Source organism: Mycobacterium sp. OAS707, assembly GCF_014873705.1.
Lineage (GTDB): Bacteria > Actinomycetota > Actinomycetes > Mycobacteriales > Mycobacteriaceae > Mycobacterium.
This window is the reverse complement of record NZ_JADBDS010000002.1, coordinates 1252989-1269359: the sequence shown is the minus strand read 5'-3', so window position 1 is coordinate 1269359 and position 16371 is coordinate 1252989. Positions and strand designations below refer to the sequence as shown.

Sequence of the window (16371 nt, the reverse complement as noted above, 5' to 3'; positions counted from 1 at the left end):
CGATGGGGGACACAGGCGAAGCCGATGTCGACCTCGATCTGTTGCGCGAAGCGGCGCGTGATTTTCTGACCGGCCGTGTGGCCCACGACTCCGTCAAAGAGCTTGCGGGCATGGATTGGACGGGGCTGCTCGTCGACGAGAATCTCGGCGGCAGCGGATGGCGACCCGTGGAGGCGACGGTCATCGCCGAAGAACTCGGCCGCGCGCAGAACTTGTCGACGTGGTTCGGCTGCGTTCTGTCGGGTGCGGCCTTGAGTTCGGCGCCCTCGGAAGTGCGAGACCGATGGCTGCCCGCGATGCTCGACGGAACCGCGATGGCGGGCTGCGCGTTGGCCGGCGACACCGTGCGCGTCGTGCGTGGGGATGCCATCGACATCCTGGTCACGCTGGGACGCAATGGAATTCATCTGTTCGAGGTATCCGACGCAACGCCGAGACGTCCTGACGATGAGCTTCTCGATGTCACCCGAGCAGCGTGGCGGGTGGATATCTCCGGCGCGGACAGCGTGTTGATCGGGGGCCCGCAGCGAGCCGATCAGGTGCTCGCGGCGGCCAGGGTCCTGCTCAGCGCGGATTCCCTTGGCGCGGTGTCGATGACGTTCGAACGGCTGGTTGCCTATCTGAAGGAGCGCATCGCGTTCGGTGCGCCGATCGCGAGTTTCCAGGCTGTGCAACACCGGTTGGTGGATCTGGTGGTGTTCGAGGCGAAGGCACGGGCCGTCATCATGAAGGCCGCCCGTGCCCTGGCTAGTGACGGCGATCCTGACGATGCGATTGTGTTATCCGACGTGGCACACGCATTCGTCACCGCCAACGCGACCGCTGCGGTTGACGAGTGCATGCAACTGTCGGGCGGCATCGGATTCACCTGGGAATACCCGCTGCACCACGAATTGCGTCGGGTGTTCACCAACAGCCATCTGCTCGGAACGGCCCGCACCAGCCGTGCCCGCGTTGCCGAGAGGTCCGGCTGGTGAGCGCAATCGGCGCCAGGCCCAGCGAAGCGCAGTTGACCGAATTCAGGCGTCGCGTCCGGGCGCATATTGCCGAACACGCACCACCGTTCGACGCGAGGGAAGGGCGCCGCGCGCCGGAAAATGCAGAGCAGGAAGCACAACTGCGTAAGTGGTTCGCCACGTTGTTCGACGCCGGATTCGTCGGCGCCGACTGGCCCGTCGAGCACGGTGGACGCGCCGATCACCACCCGCTGCACGACCGCATCGTCAGCGAGGAGATCCTGCGCGCTCGCGCCCCGCGGCCCGTCGACCAAGTCAACCTGGCGGCGCACGTGCTGATGCACTTCGGGTCGGACGACCAGAAGGCCGCACTGCTGCCGCCGATGCGGCGTAGCGAGCATGTGTGGTGTCAGTTACTCAGCGAGCCCGATGCCGGCAGCGATATCGCCGGAGTCCGCAGCAGAGGTGTGCAGCAGCCGGATGGGACGTGGGTGATCGACGGTCAGAAGACTTGGATCACCGACGGCCACTGGGCCGATATGGGATTGGCGCTGATCCGCACCGACCCCACGTCGTCACGTCACCATGGCCTTTCGGTGTTCACCGTCCCCCTGTCGGCGCCCGGCGTTGAGGTTCGTCCGATCCGGACGATCAACGAGGCGGTCGAGGTGAACGAAGTCTTCCTCGACGGGGTGACCGTGTCGGCCGAGAGCCTGATCGGCGAAGCCGGCCAGGGCTGGTCGATCATCATGGCGGGACTGGACTTCGAGCGTTTCGGAATCGGTGGAAACGTAGTCCTGCTCGAGCTGTTGATCGATGATCTGGTGATGGTCGCGCGCAACGCCATCCTTGAAGGCATCCCCGTTCTCGAGCACGACGACATCCGGCAGACAGTGGCCGAGTTGGCCGTCGAAGTCGAGGTGGCGAAGTCGTTCATCGACGACCACGTCGAACGACTCATCGCAGGCGCAGAGCAGCCGGGCGACGGCTCTATCGCCAAGCTGAGCTTCGCCGAGACCTATCATCGTGTTTCGGCGTACGGTGCCGAGCTCGCCCCGGCAGTGTGCACCGAGGCTGTCGATTCGACTGTTTCACAGGCGAAAGCCCGGCTGCGCGAATCCTGGTTGTGGTCGCGGGCCTATACGGTCTCCGGCGGGAGTTCGGAGATGATGCGCAACATTTTGGCCAAGCGTCGGTTGTTGCTTCCGAGCGGCTGATGTCTGGAACCTATTGGGGCTTGGTCGAAGCAGCGGCCCAGACACACCCCGAACGCATCGTCCTCGTCGACGATTACGGCCGAAGTCTGACAAACGAAGAGTTGCGCGACGCGTCGGAGCGCACCGCAGCCGCTTTGGCGGAGCGCGGGGTGGGCGACGGCACGATGGTTTCCTGGCAGCTGCCGACCACGCTGGAAACCATGGTGGTCATGGTGGCGCTGACCCGCCTCGGTGCCGTGCAAAACCCTGTCCTACCGATCTGGCGCGAGAGCGAAGTGCGGTTCGTGACAGCGCAACTCGGCACCGAGATGATCATCGTGCCGGGTGTGTGGCGCGGCTTCGACCACGTCGCGCTGGCCGACGAGCTGGCAAGGGACCGGCCGATGACGGTGGTGGTCGTTGATCACGACGCCCCCATGGACGGTCTTCGACTCCCCGCCGGCGACCCCGCATCGCTGCCCCCGCCGCCGCCATCGGCAACCGACCCCCGGTGGGTTTATTACTCGTCCGGTACTACCGCCGCGCCGAAAGGTGTGCGGCACTGCGACCGCTCTGTGATCGCCGGGTCGGCGGGGGTGGTGGGAATGGTTGGTGCGACAAGCAATGACGTCAACCCGATCGCGTTTCCGGTTTCACACATCGGTGGTGCGGCGATGTTGGCGGCGAGCCTGCTGACCGGCATGCGAATCGTGTTGTTCGACGAGTTCGATCCGGTGCGCACGCCAACTGCGATCGCTGCCCATCGGCCGACACTGCTGGGCTCTGCGACACCTTTCTTCGTCGCTTTCATGGCCGCACAGCGCGAGCACGGCGCCGCGCCACTCTTTCCGGATCTCCGCGGGTGCCTCGGTGGAGGCGCGCCGATCACCGCCGAGCTGGGACGGCAAGTGCGCGAGACGCTTTCGGTGCCAGGGGTGGCGAACTCGTGGGGCCTGACCGAGTTTCCTGTCGCGACGTCGCCTCCGCCGGACGGAGAACCGGACGTGCTCGACCACACCGTCGGCCGCCAAGTGCCCGGAGTATCGGTCCGTGTCGTCGACGAATCCGAACGAGAGGTCGCGGCGGGGGAGGAGGGCGAACTGCGCCTGCGGGGACCGCAATGTTTCCTCGGATATGTCGACGACACGCTGAACGCCGATGCATTCGACGCCGATGGCTGGTTCCGCAGCGGTGACCGGGGGCGCATCGACGACGACGGCAACGTCGTGGTGACAGGTCGGATCAAGGACGCGATCATCCGCAATGCTGAGAACATCTCGGCGCTGGAAATCGAGGGGGTACTGGCGACGCATCCGGCTGTCGCCGACGTCGCGGTCATCGGAGTGCCGGATCTCCGTACAGGCGAACGGGTTTGCGCCGTGGTGGTCACACAACCCGGTAGCGATATCACGCTCGCCGCATTGGGCGAACACTGCCAAGCGCGGGGCCTCAGCCGTCATAAGTCCCCGGAGCGGCTAGAAATCATCGAGGCGCTGCCGCGGAACCTCACGGGCAAGGTGATGAAGAACGAATTGCGTGCCCGTTTCGGCGCGCAACGCTAGATGCCGATCAGTTCCTTCAAGTTGCCGCCCATCACGCGTGCGGTCGTGTCCGCAGGAAGACCGGAGAGTTCATTGATGAACTCTGCCGGCTCCGCGAGCCCCTCGGGGTGGGGGAAATCCGATCCGAACATCACGCGATCCGCGCCGAGGATCTCGACGAGATGCGACATGTCCTCTTCGTGAAAGGGGTTGACCCAGATGTGTCTGCGGAAGGTGTCACAGGGATGCTCGCCGAAATCCCCCGGCTTCTTCCGATACACCCGGTCGAACACATCCATCAGGCGATGCGCCCACGAGCCGCCGTTCTCCACCACGCCGATGCGCACGCCGGGAAACCGTTCGAACACCCCGTGCGCGACGAACGCCGCCAGCGTGTCGAAGATGTTGCGGCTCTCCTCGTAGATGAATCCCCGCAGCTTGCTGAGTGCGAAGCCCTGAAATTCGCTGGGGCTTTCCCAGTCGTCGACGTAGCGGTCGTAACCGGAATCCGAATTGTGCATCTGCATCGAGATTCCCGACGACTCGACCAGTCGCCAGAAATCGTCGAACTCCGGTAGCGCCGCCGACCGCGAGGTCCCGTCCTCCCGCGGAACCGGTGCCGGCCGGATCAGGACCGTCCTCGCGCCGTTTTCGAGACACCATTCCAGTTCGCGGACGCCCAACGCCGGATCGTTGAGTGAGATCGCGGGCACCGGGAAGATGCGGTTCTGGTAGTTGAACGTCCAATCCTCGAGCAGCCAGCGGTTGAACGCATGGGTTACCGCATGAGTGAGCTCGGTGTCGGACTTCGTCCGCTCCTCGAGCATGCCGGCGGTGGTCGGGAACATCACGGCGCCGTCGACGCCCTGACGGTCCATCAGCGCCAACCGCAGGTCGGGCCGCCGGAACTCGTCGGGGCACCGTATCGGTTCCGCCAGCTCTCGCAGCGTCTTGCCCTCGGGGTTGATCCCGCGGTAGTAATCGGCCCATGCGCCGGGGGTGGGGATCACCTCGTAGGTCGGGTTGGGGATGCATTCCGTGACGACACCGAGGATCTGCAGTTTCTTGCGCCCCTTCACGTCAACGAACTTGAGCGCTTCCGAGTATTTCTCCGGCAGGTACCTCGTGTATGCGTCGATCGTCTCGTACATGTGGTTGTCGGCATCCCAGACCTCGAATGCTCTCGTGTTCTCCACCGGCGCCTCCAACATGTGTGAGAATGTTGATTCTCAACATAGCAAACGGCGGTATCCACCGGACACCGGGTTCACAGATTCATGAAATGCCCGCCGTCGACGCCGAGGGTCTGACCAGTGCCACAGGATCTCGTCGACCGCAGCGTCGCCATCGATGACAGCGACATCGCCGAACGTATCGGCCAGCGCCCGCGACAGCGTTTCCCCGGGGCCGACGACAATGATCATGCGTCGGCCATTGTGACGAGTTCACGTTTGACGACCTTGCCGACGTCATTGCGCGGCAATTGGTCGACGAATATCACTCGCACGGGCACGCGGTATGGCGTGAGGTGCTCACGGCACCACGCAATCAGATCGCTTTCGGATGGCTTGTCGGACTGACGGGCAACGAATGCCCATGGCACCTCGCCAAGGCGCTCGTCGGGTATCCCCACCACCGCCGCCTCGCGGACACCGTCGGCGGCGAGCAGGACGTCTTCCACTGTGCCCGGAAACACCTTCAGCCCGCCGCGGTTGATCATGTCCGACACCCGGCCGTCCAGCCACAGGAACCCGTCGTCGTCGAACCAGCCGAGGTCGCCCGTGTGGAACCAGCCGTCAACGGTGAGCCTGTCGAGGAAAGCCGGGTCGATCTTGCGGGCAGCCGTCGTCGGAGTGCGAACCATTACCTCGTCGTCAGCGATCGTGACATCGATGCCAGGCAGCGGCCGCCCGACAGAACCCAGCTTGGTCTCGCCCCACTCACGCGCATCGGCGGCTGACCATCCGACGACCTCACCGCCGAGTTCCGTTTGGCCGTAAGAGTTGAGCACGATGACGCCGAACTTGTCGCGGAAGCGGCCGGCTTGCACAGGGGACAGCGGTGCGGTGATCGACCGGACGATTTTCAGCGGCGACAAGTCTGTGACGGACTCGTCGTGCAGGACCATCGTCAACGCGGCGGGCGGCAACACCGTGGACCGCAATTGGTGTCGCTTGACGAGCACGGCGAAGTCCGCCGGTGAGAACCGATCCATCAATACGACTCCGGAGCCCGCGCGGAACGCGAACAGCACCTGGTAGATGCCTGCCCATAAGGACAACGAGAGAGGGACCAGATTGGGCATCGGTGCGCGGTTCGGCTGAGCCGCGCCAGGTTTGGCGCCGCGGAGCTTGGCCAGCAGCCGGTCGATCAAATCCAGCACCGTGGCATGCCGAAGTGGCACCGGTTTCGGCGGTCCCGTGGTACCCGAGGTGAATTGCAAAAGGGCCACGTCGGGGTCGTACTGCCGCGAGTCCTCCGCTTGCGTGGAGGACTGCATGAGGGACCACTTCAGTTCGGCACCCGACACGACGGGCAGGCTGAACTCCGAGAACCGCTGCGCAAGGTCGGGTGTCGTGATGATGGCGACCGGCCGCAGGGTGGCAAGTTGAGAAGCCAATTCCGCATCGGCGGCTCTTGGATTGAGCGCCGTGTAAACGCCGCCCGCGCGCCATGTCCCGAACAGCGCGGCCACCGTGGTGGCATCGTTGGGCAGCATCGCCGCGACCACCTGTCCGGTCGCCAGCCCAGCATCGGTGAGCATGGAACTCAGTCGATTCGCGCTAGCGACCAGATCTTCGCGCGAGACATCGTCGACCAATGTATGCACCGCCGTGTCGGGCAGATCGGTGAGCAGCTCGGCGAGACTCATGGCTCCGCCTCCAGCGGCTGCCAATCGGGAGTCCGCTTGTCGGCGAACGCCTTCGGCCCCTCGTCCTGGTCGGGATGGCCCCACATGGAGGTCAAATGCTTGGCGCCCACCCGGCACGCATCGGTCAGGCCGAACTCGAGTGCTCCCCACAATGCGCGCTTGGTCGCGCGCATCGCTGCCGGGGAGTTCTTGGCAATCCTCTCGGCCAGCTCTTGCGCGACGTCGCGCAGCTTGTCGGGTGGGTCAACGATCTGGCTGATCATGCCGAGCTCGTAGGCGCGCTGAGCGCTGAGACGTTCATGACTGCCTACGAGCGCCATCCGTAATACCGCCTCGGCGGGCATCTTTCGCATCAGCGCGATGGTTTCCAGCGCGCTGACCTGGCCGATGGAGACGTGCGGGTCGACGAAACTGGCGTCCGACGACGCAATGACGATGTCGGCGTCGGCGATCCAGTGCAGTCCACCACCTGCGCACACTCCGTTGACAGCGGTGATGACAGGCTTACCCACATTGCAGTGCCAGGCCGTCAGCTTGAGGTCCAGCGTGCGCATCGTCTCTTGAAACTGTTGCACCGCCTCGCCGTCGAGATCGTCGACGTCGGCGCCCACCTGAAACGCCCTTCCGTTGCCGGTGTGAACGATGACGCGCACGTCGGGGTCGGTGTCCAATTCCGTCCACGCCTTTCCGAACTCCTCGCGCATAACCGCGTCGTACGCGTTGAGTCGCTCGGGCCGGTTGTTGATGATCCAGCCCACGGGGCCGCGCCGCTCGACGATCAGCCTCTGATACGTCATGACACCTCCAGCGGCTGCCAACTGGCCGGGCGCTTCTCGCGCCAAGCCTGAACACCTTCGGCATGATCGGGATGGTTGCGCAACCGCCAGATATCCTCGGCCGCACTATCTCTGGCTGACGACAGACCAACCTCCAGGGAATGCCACAATGCTTTCTTGGTCGCGCGCATCGCGGTGGGCGAGTTGGTGGCGACGGCGGCCGCAAGGTGTCCGGCCGCCGCGCGGAGGCGATCGGCCGATACGACGTCGGAGACGATGCCCAACTCGTATGCGCGCCGCGCTGAGATTCGTTGGCCCTTGCCGCTCAGCGCCATTCGGGTGATCGCCTCCATCGGCGACTTGCGAAGCAGCGTGATCGCCTCGTATGCGACGGCCTGCCCCACCGAAACGTGCGGGTCGACGAAGGAAGCCTCCTCGGCCGCGATCACTATGTCGGCGTCCGCGACGAGGTGCAGACCACCGCCGGCACACACCCCGTTGACCGCCGCGATCACCGGCTTCCAGACTTCGCAATGCCACGACGAGATCTTCAGTTCCGCATCCCGAGTCCGGCGTGAGTGCCGTCGCATCGCCGCCTTGTCGCGCGCGATCTGCACCACGTCCATCCCGGTGCAGAACGCCTTGCCGTTGGCGGTGTTCACGATCACGCGGACCTCAGGGTCGGCGTCAAGTTGGCCCCATGCCGCTTCGAGTTCGTCGAGCATCAGCGCATCAAACGCGTTGCCTGCGTCCGGCCGGTCCAGAATCAGCCACCCGACGCCGTCGGACCTTTCGACGATCAGGCGCTCGTAGCCGGTCACGAGCGTGGAATGTCCTTCCAAGGCTTGCCTTTCCACGGGTCGGGTTCCTTGGGTAGGCCGAGCACCCGCTCGCCGAGAATGTTCTTGTTGATGTCGGTCGTGCCGCCCTCGGTGGCGTTGGCCAAGCTGCGCATCATGCCCTGCACCTCGCGCGGCAACGCGTCTGGATCTTCAGTGGCGGGCCACGCGACCGCGGTCGTACCCAACAGGTCAACCATCAAATCCTGAATCTGCTGATTGAGCGTGGCCTGATGCACCTTTCCGATCGATGATGCGGCACCGGGGGATTGGCCGGCCGAAAGCGCTGCGCGCACACGCGCGTTGGTCCAGCCACGGATCTGCTCCTGAGCCCACAGGCGCATGATTTTGGCCCGCACGACTGGGTCGTCCCACCGTCCCGTTTCCCGGGCCAGGGAGATCAGGCGCTCTGCGCTCGAGCCACCGAGGCGGCCCATGCCGCCCGACCCTGAACCCGAGACCATCTGCCGCTCGCTGGACAACGTCGACGCGCTGACCCGCCAACCGTCATTGATGTCTCCGACACGATGCGCGTCGGGTACCCGGGCGCCGTCGAGAAACACCTCGTTGAATTCCGCTTCACCCGTGATCTGGCGAAGCGGCCGCACCTCGACGCCGGGCTGATGCATGTCGAGCAGGAAGTATGTGATGCCCTTGTGCTTCGGCTGCTCGGGATCGGTGCGAGCGAGCAGGATCGCGAAGTCGGCCTCATCGGCCCACGTGGTCCAGGCTTTCTGGCCGGAGATCACCCATTGATCGCCGTCGCGCACCGCCCTGGTTGCCAGCGATGCGAGATCGCTGCCAGCCCCGGGCTCGCTGAAGAGCTGACACCACTTCTCGTCGTTGCGGACGATGCGCGGAAGGAAGCGGAGACGCTGCTCTTCTGTTCCGTGGCTGAACAGGGCCGCGGCTGTGTTATTGAGCCCCAACGGGTTCAGCCGTGTCAGGCGTAGTGGTGTGAGCACCTGGTCAATGGCGCGCGCCACGTCGTTTCCGATGCCAAGGCCGCCGTGCTCGGGAAGCCACGTCGGCGCAACCAACCCCGAATCTGCGAATACCGGGTACCAGTCGCGGTAGTCGGTTGGACTGCGTACGGCTCGTAGTGCGGCAGGTCCTTCGGCGGCGGCTGAACGCCAGGCGACCGGGACCGCTTCCTCGACCCACTCGCGTACAGCGTCGACAGCGTCGGCGGCGGAGGTGTCGGCGGTGATGGAAAGCGTCATCGGCCCTGAAACTTCGCGTCGCGCTTGTCGCGGAAGGCTGCCAGGCCCTCTTTGAAATCGTCACTGCGGCTGGAGAGTTCGAGTGCCAACGCCTCATTCTGAAGATGGCGGTCGAGGTCGAGCCCGTGACCGCTGTGCAGCAGCCACTTGGTGAGTCCGAGGGCGACGGTGGGTGCCTCGCTGAGTGTGGTGACGAGTTTGCTTGCGACTAAATCCAATTGGTCAGCGACGGCGGTGCCGTGGATGATGCCCCATTCTGCGGCGGTGGTCCCGGAGATCTCTTCGCCGAGCATCAGCAGCTGTCTGGTGCGCACCATGCCAATCAGGCGGGGTAGGAGCCAAGCCGCCCCACTATCCGGCGTGAAACCGCGCGCCAGGAACGGCTCCCAGAATCGGGCGTCCTCGGCGGCGATGCAGAAGTCGGACGACAACGCGATGTGGAAGCCCAGGCCGGCCGCCCATCCGCGGACCACCGCGACGATCGGCACTTGAGTCTCGAGCATCAACGGGATGAGCCGGTTCGCCTTGTTTGGCAGCCGACGCTGGATGCTGCCGACTCGTGGTTTGCGCTCTGACCTGGCGTTGTTGGCGACGAGGTCGGAACCGGCGCAGAAGTCGGGACCGTCAGCGTCGATGCGGATGACCCTGACCGCTTCATCGGTGCCCGCCGCGGCGAGGTGTTCGATCATCGCGTCGAGCATCACGTCGTTGACGGCATTGCGGCGGTCGGCGCGATCCAGGGTCAGACACAGCACCGGACCCTGCTGTTCTGCCCGAAGCCCGGGAACGCTCGAGTAGCTCATCGTCGGCTCAGCGTTCGGCGAACTCGGCGGAAACGGCAGTGAGCAGGTCGGTCAAGTTCGTCGCCCCGCCCGGCGGATCGGGTAACCGCACAGGTCCGCGGTCACGGCTGGGCAGCAGGATGGTGGCGTGCCCCGGCGCGGTGACCTCGCCGCGGTGATTGGTCGCCGCGAGTTCGAGGTCGACGGCCGGACGGTCGCCGTCGGCGAGGTATTTGCGCACCACCGTGCCGGTGATGGTGTGCAGATCACCGACGTAGTTGAACAGCCGGAACTCGCAGTCGAGCTTCCACAGCCAGGCGTCGTCACCCATCCAGTCCGTGCACAGGTGAATCAGCCACGTCTCGCGCATCCGGCCGTAGTCGAAAGTCGTTGGGTTGCCCGCATTCTGAGCGGCGATCGGGTCCCAGTGCACGCGCTGCTGCACATCGGGCACGCCATGTTCGTTCGGTGTGTAAAACCGGGGGATGCGTTGCCGGTTGCGCCATGCGAGCCGCAATGGCCGCACACCGTACATGCCGGTGCCCATGCCGACGTGCCAGCACACCATGTCGGTGACAGTCAGCGGACCTTTGGTCAGCGCCCCGATCGCGTCACCCTCATTGACGTCTTCCCACCAGCGTGGCTGGGCGCCGCGCGGCGTCTCACGGGCATAACGCTCGTCGATCTCGGCGATCTCGTCGGGCGGCCAATTCTTTAGCTCGACCGACTCGTACTTCTTGCGTCCCCGCGCCTTGCTGCGCTCGGTACGGATCATGTTGCGGTATTGGCCGCCGAGGATGGTGCCCTCGTCGTCCCGGAACACCTGGGCTGACCACTCGTGAATGGCTCGGCCCGCGAACTCGCTGCTCTTGTCGAGTGCGGCGACCAGAGCATTGCGTCGGAACACCCGGTGATTGGCCCGCAGGGGAGCCCACCACTCCCGTGCGGACGATGCGTAGAACGCATGAACGCCGCGCAGCGGATCGCCTTTGGTCAATGCGCGATCTTCATCGGATAGTTCGGTGACCTCATCCTCGCCGATCAACGTGTCCCCCCCGACCAGCGCGGGTGGTGCGATCGATTCGGCCCATACGGATTTGGCGGCGTATTCCGGATCTGCCCACAAGGGGTTGGCGTCGCCGTAACTCTCAGCAACATGGCGGAACGTGTCCTCGTTGGGCCGAAGGTAGTGCGGCGACTGGGTGTGCGGGACGGCGATGCCGATGCTGGCTCGAAGTCTGCCCAGCCCTTCGTCGGTTATCTGACCCGGATCCGACATGGAAATTAAGATACCCGAAAAGCGGAAACGCCGTTAACGCAGGGATGAACAGATGACAGAAGAAGTACCAGGCATCGTTGTCACGGTCGGCGACGATGGTGTTCAACGGATACTCATTGATCGCCCCGACGTCGGAAACTCGTTGTCACCCTTGGCACGTGACGCATTGACCGAAGCCTTCGTGCAAGCCGACAGTAATCCTGAAGTCCGCGCGGTGCTGCTGTCGGCGGCAGGAACACGGCACTTCTGCGCCGGCGCCGGGCTGGGTTCGCAACCTGCCGACGCGCAACCGGTTCGCGACAAGCGTCCCGGCGACATCGCCCGAATGCTGCAGCACGGCTGGCAGCGTTTGGTCAGCTCCGTCCTGGACTGCGACAAACCGGTCGTCGCCGCCGTGACCGGGACGGCAGTCGGCGCGGGCGCAAGTCTGGTGATGGCATGCGATCTGGTCGTCATGTCCACGCAGGCAACGCTTGTCGAGGCTTTCGTGCACCGCGGGATCCTGCCCGACTCGGGCGCGATCCACCTACTGACGAGGATCGTGGGCCTACGCAAGGCGGCCGAACTGCTGATGCTCGGCGAGCCGGTGGACGCGATGACCTGCGAGCGTCTCGGCCTGGTCAACCGGCTCGCCGCCCCGGAGCAGGTCGACGCCATGGCCGACGAGATCGCGGTCCGGTTGGCAGGGGGGCCCACGGTGATGCTCGCGTTGACGAAGCGACTGCTTTCGGTGTCGTCGGAGTCCGGCCGCGACCGCGCGTTCGAACAGGAGGCCTGGGCTGCAGAGGTGGTTTCTCGCACCGACGACCTGCAGGAGGGGCTGCGGTCCTTCGCTGAGCGCCGCAAGCCGCGTTTCCAGGGTTTTTAGCTGGGCCCACCCCTGATGGTGAACGTGGAACTGTCATCGATCTGATCGATCGACTCGGCCACCGACTCGGCGGTGAGTTCGACATCCTCGATGCCCTTGGTCTGTCCGATGAAAACCCGCGACACCTTCCCGCCGCCCACCGAGTAGATGTGCGCAGTGCGGTCACAGCTGCGGTGAGAAAGGTAGATGACCACGGGGGTGACGAGCTCAGGGTCCATTGCCCTGCCGGCCTCACCCATGATGGTCTCTGTCATGCGGGTGCGGGCGATGGGTGCGATCGCGTTGATGGCGATACCGTTGCGTGCACCCTCGATGGCGAGCACATGCATCATGCCGACCACGCCCATCTTCGCCGCACCGTAGTTGGCCTGCCCGAAATTGCCGAAAAGCCCTGTGCCCGAGCTAGTGTGGATGATCCGGCCGTAGTTCTGCTCGCGCATCACCGGCCACGCCGCGCGGGTCACGTTGAATGTCCCCGCGAGGTGCACGGCGATGACGGCGTCGAACTGCTCGGCGGTCATGTTCTTGAACGCCGCGTCACGCAGGATGCCGGCGTTGTTCACCAGGATGTCGACGCGTCCGAACGCGTCTTTCGCTGCTGAGACGATCGCCGCCCCTCCGCTTTCGGTGGCGACCGAGTCGCCGCTGACGATCGCAGTTCCTCCTGCGGCGGTGATCTCGTCGACTACGCGCTGGGCCGCTGACATCGATCCGCCGCTGCCGTCAACAGCACTGCCAAGGTCGTTGACCACTACGCGGGCACCCCGACGCGCGAGTTCCAGCGCATGACAGCGTCCTAGGCCACCGCCAGCACCAGTGACGATGGCTACCTGATCATCGAAAGTCATTGCACCCATGGGTGAGAGGCTACATTTGCCTAAAAGAGAACGATCATTTGCATCGGAGGACGGATGAGCGGACCGACTGACCTGCTGAGACAGGCCCGGCAGCGCGCTGTCGCGCGCAGGGACGCCTACCGGTCCGCCGGCTTGTGGACCCATGAGCCCGTCGACGTCGTGCGCTCGGCCGCCGAGCGGGCTGGTGAGCGTCTCGCGTTGATCGACAGGACCGGTGAGCTCACGTACGCCGAGCTGGACCGACGCGTCGACGCTGCGTGCGAGGGCATGGCACAGGCGGGCGTCGATGCGGAAACCCCGATCGTCGTCGTGGTCGGAAACGATGTGGATTCGGTCATCGCGGTCCACGCAGCTTTGCGCCGGGATGCCGTGGTGCTGCTGGTGCCGCGCAGCGCGGGCTCGGCGCAGGTGGGCGACATTCTGGCTCGCACGGGCGCCGCCATTGGCACGGCACCGAACTGGCCGCAGGTATCCGAGCTGTCGGGGCGGTGTATGTGGATAGGGCCGGACGGGACCTCGGGTACATCGCACCGGGCGCGGCGCGGCGCCGACGAACCCTGTTTCGTGTTGTACACATCGGGCACCACCTCGGCGCCCAAAGGCGTGATCCACTCGCTCAGCACGCTGATCAAATCTTCGGCCAACTACATCGCCGCGGCGGGGCTGACCGACGACGATCGGATCTTTCTGATCAGCCCGCTGGGGTCGGTGACGGGTGTGCTGCAGGCGGTGTTCATCGGCCCGATGCTGATCGCGCCGGTGATCCTCGAGGATCGCTGGGATCCGGCCGGCACGAGCGAATTGCTCGTGTCGTCCGGTGCCACATGGTACGGCGGACCCGACCGGCTGCTGGAGCGGCTGCTAGACGAGGCAGTCGCGCGCGGCGACGAGATCCCCTTGCGTGCCGTCTATCTCGGCGGGACGATGCTCGACCGCCGCATCGTCGAGCGCATCGAAGATGACTTCGGCATCATCGTCATGCGCGCCTACGGGTCATCCGAGGTGCCGGTGAGCACCTCAGGATTGCGCGCCGAGCCAAGAGCGGTGCGTCATGCCGACGACGGGGTTGCGCTCGACGATGTGGACGTGCGAGTGGGGTCGGCCGGCGATCCGAGCGAATGCTGCATCCGTGGTCCGCACGCTTTCCTCGGGTATACCGACGCAGATGACGACGCCGCAGCGTTCGACGGCGAGTGGTTTCGCACCGGCGATGTCGCCGAGATTTCCAAGGGCCGGGTCCGGGTCGTCGGGCGCATCAAGGACATCGTGATCCGTAATGGTCTGAAGATCCCCGCGGCGGAAGTCGAAGAGGCTGTCACGCGGATCGCCGGAGTGCGCGACGCCGCGGCGTATTCGGTCGCCGACCCCACCACCGGCGAGCGGTTGGCGGTGGCGATGGTGCTCGACGCCGATGTCGAGCTGACGCTGTCCGACGTCACCGACGCGCTCGTGACGGCGGGACTGCCCAAATACAAGCTGCCCGAAGAACTCGTCTTCTGGAATGAACCGCTGCCGCTCAACGCCAACGGCAAGGTGGAACGCAACAAGCTCGATGCTCGCTCTGCCGGACGACCGCGGGCGCTCGCCGACCGCCTCGCCTGATCAGTCCTCGCCTGCCGGCCGGAAGATGGGAACGACGAAGCCGTCGTCGTCTTCGCGGAAGGCGATCGCGAGTCCCATGTCTGGGCGCAGCTTTTCGAAAGGGCAGTCCTCGATGACCGTCATCAGCCGCGGTCCCTCGAGAAGATCAACCATCGCGACCACGTAGGGCGTGTGGGCGTCGAAGGGAGCGGCGTTCTGGTGAACGACGCTCCACGTGTAGAGGCGGGCGCGTCCGCTGGCAGGCGTCAACGTGACGTCTTCGCTCCAGCAGTGCGGACAGAATGGCCGCACATACAACGAATTGCGCCCGCATGCAGTGCAGAGATTGAGCATCAGTCGGCGATCCTGCACAGCGGCCCACCAGGATTCGCTGTCAGTGTCGACGATCGGCCTATCGGGGCTCGCCATCAATGCCTCCCGAGAATCATCGTGGCGCTGTGGGTGAAGAAGCCGCCCATCCCGTGCACGCAGGCCAGCCGCGCGTCGTCCACCTGCCTTGGCCCGCATTCCCCGCGAAGCTGCCTGACGGCCTCGACCATCAGGAACATTCCCCGCATACCTGGATGGCACGAGGCGAGGCCGCCGCCGTCGGTGTTGGTCGGTAAGGCTCCGCCGGGCCGCAGGGCGCCTGATTCGATGAACGGCCCGCCTTCGCCCTTGGCGCAGAATCCCAGATCCTCAACCGTGAGCAGCACCGTGGAGGTGAACGAGTCATACAACTGACACACGTCGATGTCTACAGGGCTGACACCCGCCTGCGCGAACGCTCGAGGCCCGGAGACTGCTGCGGCGGAGGTGGTGAAGTCGGCCCACTCGCTCATGCTGACGTGAGACGTGGCGTCGGCGGCGCCGAGGATCCACACGGGCTCCCTGGCGCAGTCCTTTGCGACGCGTTCGCTCGCCAAGACCACTGCGCCGCCGCCGTCGGTGCGCAAACATACGTGTTTGGCGGTGAAGGGATCGGCCAGCATCGGTGCTGCCGTCACGTCGGCCACCGTGATGCGGTCGCGCTCAAATGCGTTGTCGTTCATGGCTGCCCATTCGTGCGCGGCGACAGCGACTTCAGCCAGTTGATCGACTGTGGTGCCGTATTCGATCATGTGACGTCTGGCGGCCATCGCGTACTTGGCGATGAGTGTCGCGCCGTACGGGGCCTCGTACTGCATGGCTCCACCGGTGCTCATCGTTGCCGCCGACGCACGGCTTCGACGCTTGACGTCGGAGCGCGCCGTCGACCCGTAGGTCAACAGAGCAACGTCGATTTCGCCTGCGGCGATCGCGTCGGCGGCGCGACGGGCCATCACTTCCCACGAAGATCCGCCGACGTTGGTCGCATCGACCCAATTCGGTCGCAGGCCGAGATATTCACTGACTTCGACCGGTGGCAGCAGGCTCCCGTGGCCGCCGAAACCATCGATGTCGTCCTTCGTCAAACCGGCGTCGGTGATGGCACGGCGGGCGGATTGAGCCATCAGCGCCATCGCGGTCTTGTCTGGCACTCGCCCGCAGTCCGAAAGACCGGCACCTACGATAGCGACCCGGTTCGCTGGCATACGTCATGGTTACCACATTGATAATGG

16 protein-coding genes are annotated in these 16371 nt (G+C 65.1%); 5 read left to right on the top strand and 11 right to left on the bottom strand.

What is annotated here, in order from left to right; translation table 11 throughout:
- Window positions 1–2: 2 nt before the first annotated feature.
- Genes GGC64_RS16955 through GGC64_RS16945 form a run of 3 tightly spaced genes read left to right on the top strand, consistent with a single transcriptional unit; the run spans window position 3 to window position 3714 of the window.
- Complete coding sequence (locus tag GGC64_RS16955; protein ID WP_192723638.1) at window positions 3–977, top strand: acyl-CoA dehydrogenase family protein; 975 nt, start codon at window positions 3–5, stop codon at window positions 975–977.
- Complete coding sequence (locus GGC64_RS16950; RefSeq protein WP_192723637.1) at window positions 974–2173, top strand: acyl-CoA dehydrogenase family protein; 1200 nt, start codon at window positions 974–976, stop codon at window positions 2171–2173. Before GGC64_RS16955 ends, GGC64_RS16950 begins: the two co-directional genes overlap by 4 nt.
- Entirely contained in the window at window positions 2173–3714 is a 1542-nt protein-coding gene (locus GGC64_RS16945; protein ID WP_192723636.1) for a class I adenylate-forming enzyme family protein, read from the top strand. The genes GGC64_RS16950 and GGC64_RS16945 overlap by 1 nt, the downstream gene beginning before the upstream one ends.
- Here GGC64_RS16945 and GGC64_RS16940 read toward each other — a convergent pair.
- The 8 genes from GGC64_RS16940 to GGC64_RS16905 are packed head-to-tail and all read right to left on the bottom strand — an operon-like array spanning window position 3711 to window position 11464.
- Entirely contained in the window at window positions 3711–4904 is a 1194-nt protein-coding gene (locus GGC64_RS16940; protein WP_192723635.1) for an amidohydrolase family protein, read from the bottom strand. The two genes, GGC64_RS16945 and GGC64_RS16940, sit on opposite strands and share 4 nt — an antisense overlap.
- A gap of 18 nt (window positions 4905–4922) precedes the next feature.
- Window positions 4923–5117 carry a hypothetical protein gene (locus GGC64_RS16935; protein ID WP_192723634.1) on the bottom strand — a complete coding sequence of 65 codons (195 nt, stop codon included), beginning with the start codon at window positions 5115–5117 and terminating at the stop codon, window positions 4923–4925.
- Window positions 5114–6565: a class I adenylate-forming enzyme family protein gene (locus GGC64_RS16930; protein ID WP_192723633.1), complete on the bottom strand. Its 1452-nt coding sequence runs from the start codon at window positions 6563–6565 to the stop codon at window positions 5114–5116. The genes GGC64_RS16935 and GGC64_RS16930 overlap by 4 nt, the downstream gene beginning before the upstream one ends.
- The gene (locus tag GGC64_RS16925; protein ID WP_192723632.1) at window positions 6562–7362 is read right to left on the bottom strand and encodes an enoyl-CoA hydratase/isomerase family protein; all 801 of its coding nucleotides are present in this window, start codon (window positions 7360–7362) and stop codon (window positions 6562–6564) included. Before GGC64_RS16925 ends, GGC64_RS16930 begins: the two co-directional genes overlap by 4 nt.
- On the bottom strand, window positions 7359–8162 hold the full coding sequence (locus GGC64_RS16920) for an enoyl-CoA hydratase/isomerase family protein (RefSeq protein ID WP_192723631.1): 804 nt from the start codon (window positions 8160–8162) through the stop codon (window positions 7359–7361). Before GGC64_RS16920 ends, GGC64_RS16925 begins: the two co-directional genes overlap by 4 nt.
- Entirely contained in the window at window positions 8159–9403 is a 1245-nt protein-coding gene (locus GGC64_RS16915; protein ID WP_192723630.1) for an acyl-CoA dehydrogenase family protein, read from the bottom strand. Before GGC64_RS16915 ends, GGC64_RS16920 begins: the two co-directional genes overlap by 4 nt.
- The gene (locus GGC64_RS16910) at window positions 9400–10206 is read right to left on the bottom strand and encodes an enoyl-CoA hydratase/isomerase family protein (RefSeq protein WP_192723629.1); all 807 of its coding nucleotides are present in this window, start codon (window positions 10204–10206) and stop codon (window positions 9400–9402) included. The genes GGC64_RS16915 and GGC64_RS16910 overlap by 4 nt, the downstream gene beginning before the upstream one ends.
- A 7-nt stretch (window positions 10207–10213) precedes the next feature.
- Window positions 10214–11464 carry a hypothetical protein gene (locus tag GGC64_RS16905; protein WP_192723628.1) on the bottom strand — a complete coding sequence of 417 codons (1251 nt, stop codon included), beginning with the start codon at window positions 11462–11464 and terminating at the stop codon, window positions 10214–10216.
- Window positions 11465–11516: 52 nt separating this feature from the next.
- Between GGC64_RS16905 and GGC64_RS16900 the strand changes: the two genes are divergently transcribed.
- Entirely contained in the window at window positions 11517–12332 is an 816-nt protein-coding gene (locus GGC64_RS16900) for an enoyl-CoA hydratase/isomerase family protein (protein ID WP_192723627.1), read from the top strand.
- Here the strand turns inward: GGC64_RS16900 and GGC64_RS16895 are convergent.
- On the bottom strand, window positions 12329–13189 hold the full coding sequence (locus GGC64_RS16895; RefSeq protein WP_192723626.1) for an SDR family NAD(P)-dependent oxidoreductase: 861 nt from the start codon (window positions 13187–13189) through the stop codon (window positions 12329–12331). The two genes, GGC64_RS16900 and GGC64_RS16895, sit on opposite strands and share 4 nt — an antisense overlap.
- A gap of 54 nt (window positions 13190–13243) precedes the next feature.
- Between GGC64_RS16895 and GGC64_RS16890 the strand changes: the two genes are divergently transcribed.
- On the top strand, window positions 13244–14791 hold the full coding sequence (locus GGC64_RS16890) for a class I adenylate-forming enzyme family protein (RefSeq protein WP_192723625.1): 1548 nt from the start codon (window positions 13244–13246) through the stop codon (window positions 14789–14791).
- Here the strand turns inward: GGC64_RS16890 and GGC64_RS16885 are convergent, their stop codons facing one another.
- Together GGC64_RS16885 and GGC64_RS16880 are read right to left on the bottom strand one after the other, a co-directional pair.
- Window positions 14792–15199: a Zn-ribbon domain-containing OB-fold protein gene (locus tag GGC64_RS16885; RefSeq protein WP_192723624.1), complete on the bottom strand. Its 408-nt coding sequence runs from the start codon at window positions 15197–15199 to the stop codon at window positions 14792–14794.
- Window positions 15199–16344, bottom strand: a complete 1146-nt coding sequence (locus GGC64_RS16880; RefSeq protein WP_192723623.1) for an acetyl-CoA acetyltransferase — start codon at window positions 16342–16344, stop codon at window positions 15199–15201. The genes GGC64_RS16885 and GGC64_RS16880 overlap by 1 nt, the downstream gene beginning before the upstream one ends.
- Between the last annotated feature and the right edge of the window lie 27 nt (window positions 16345–16371).

What these genes read in the sequence shown, in the direction of transcription:
- GGC64_RS16910 (WP_192723629.1), bottom strand. Translation starts at nt 10,206, where the DNA reads ATGAGCTACTCGAGCGTTCCCGGGCTTCGGGCAGAACAGCAGGGTCCG.
- GGC64_RS16940 (WP_192723635.1), bottom strand. Translation starts at nt 4,904, where the DNA reads ATGTTGGAGGCGCCGGTGGAGAACACGAGAGCATTCGAGGTCTGGGAT.
- GGC64_RS16930 (WP_192723633.1), bottom strand. Translation starts at nt 6,565, where the DNA reads ATGAGTCTCGCCGAGCTGCTCACCGATCTGCCCGACACGGCGGTGCAT.
- GGC64_RS16890 (WP_192723625.1), top strand. Translation starts at nt 13,244, where the DNA reads ATGAGCGGACCGACTGACCTGCTGAGACAGGCCCGGCAGCGCGCTGTC.
- GGC64_RS16905 (WP_192723628.1), bottom strand. Translation starts at nt 11,464, where the DNA reads ATGTCGGATCCGGGTCAGATAACCGACGAAGGGCTGGGCAGACTTCGA.
- GGC64_RS16880 (WP_192723623.1), bottom strand. Translation starts at nt 16,344, where the DNA reads ATGCCAGCGAACCGGGTCGCTATCGTAGGTGCCGGTCTTTCGGACTGC.
- GGC64_RS16895 (WP_192723626.1), bottom strand. Translation starts at nt 13,189, where the DNA reads ATGGGTGCAATGACTTTCGATGATCAGGTAGCCATCGTCACTGGTGCT.
- GGC64_RS16945 (WP_192723636.1), top strand. Translation starts at nt 2,173, where the DNA reads ATGTCTGGAACCTATTGGGGCTTGGTCGAAGCAGCGGCCCAGACACAC.
- GGC64_RS16900 (WP_192723627.1), top strand. Translation starts at nt 11,517, where the DNA reads ATGACAGAAGAAGTACCAGGCATCGTTGTCACGGTCGGCGACGATGGT.
- GGC64_RS16925 (WP_192723632.1), bottom strand. Translation starts at nt 7,362, where the DNA reads ATGACGTATCAGAGGCTGATCGTCGAGCGGCGCGGCCCCGTGGGCTGG.
- GGC64_RS16915 (WP_192723630.1), bottom strand. Translation starts at nt 9,403, where the DNA reads ATGACGCTTTCCATCACCGCCGACACCTCCGCCGCCGACGCTGTCGAC.
- GGC64_RS16885 (WP_192723624.1), bottom strand. Translation starts at nt 15,199, where the DNA reads ATGGCGAGCCCCGATAGGCCGATCGTCGACACTGACAGCGAATCCTGG.
- GGC64_RS16935 (WP_192723634.1), bottom strand. Translation starts at nt 5,117, where the DNA reads ATGATCATTGTCGTCGGCCCCGGGGAAACGCTGTCGCGGGCGCTGGCC.
- GGC64_RS16955 (WP_192723638.1), top strand. Translation starts at nt 3, where the DNA reads ATGGGGGACACAGGCGAAGCCGATGTCGACCTCGATCTGTTGCGCGAA.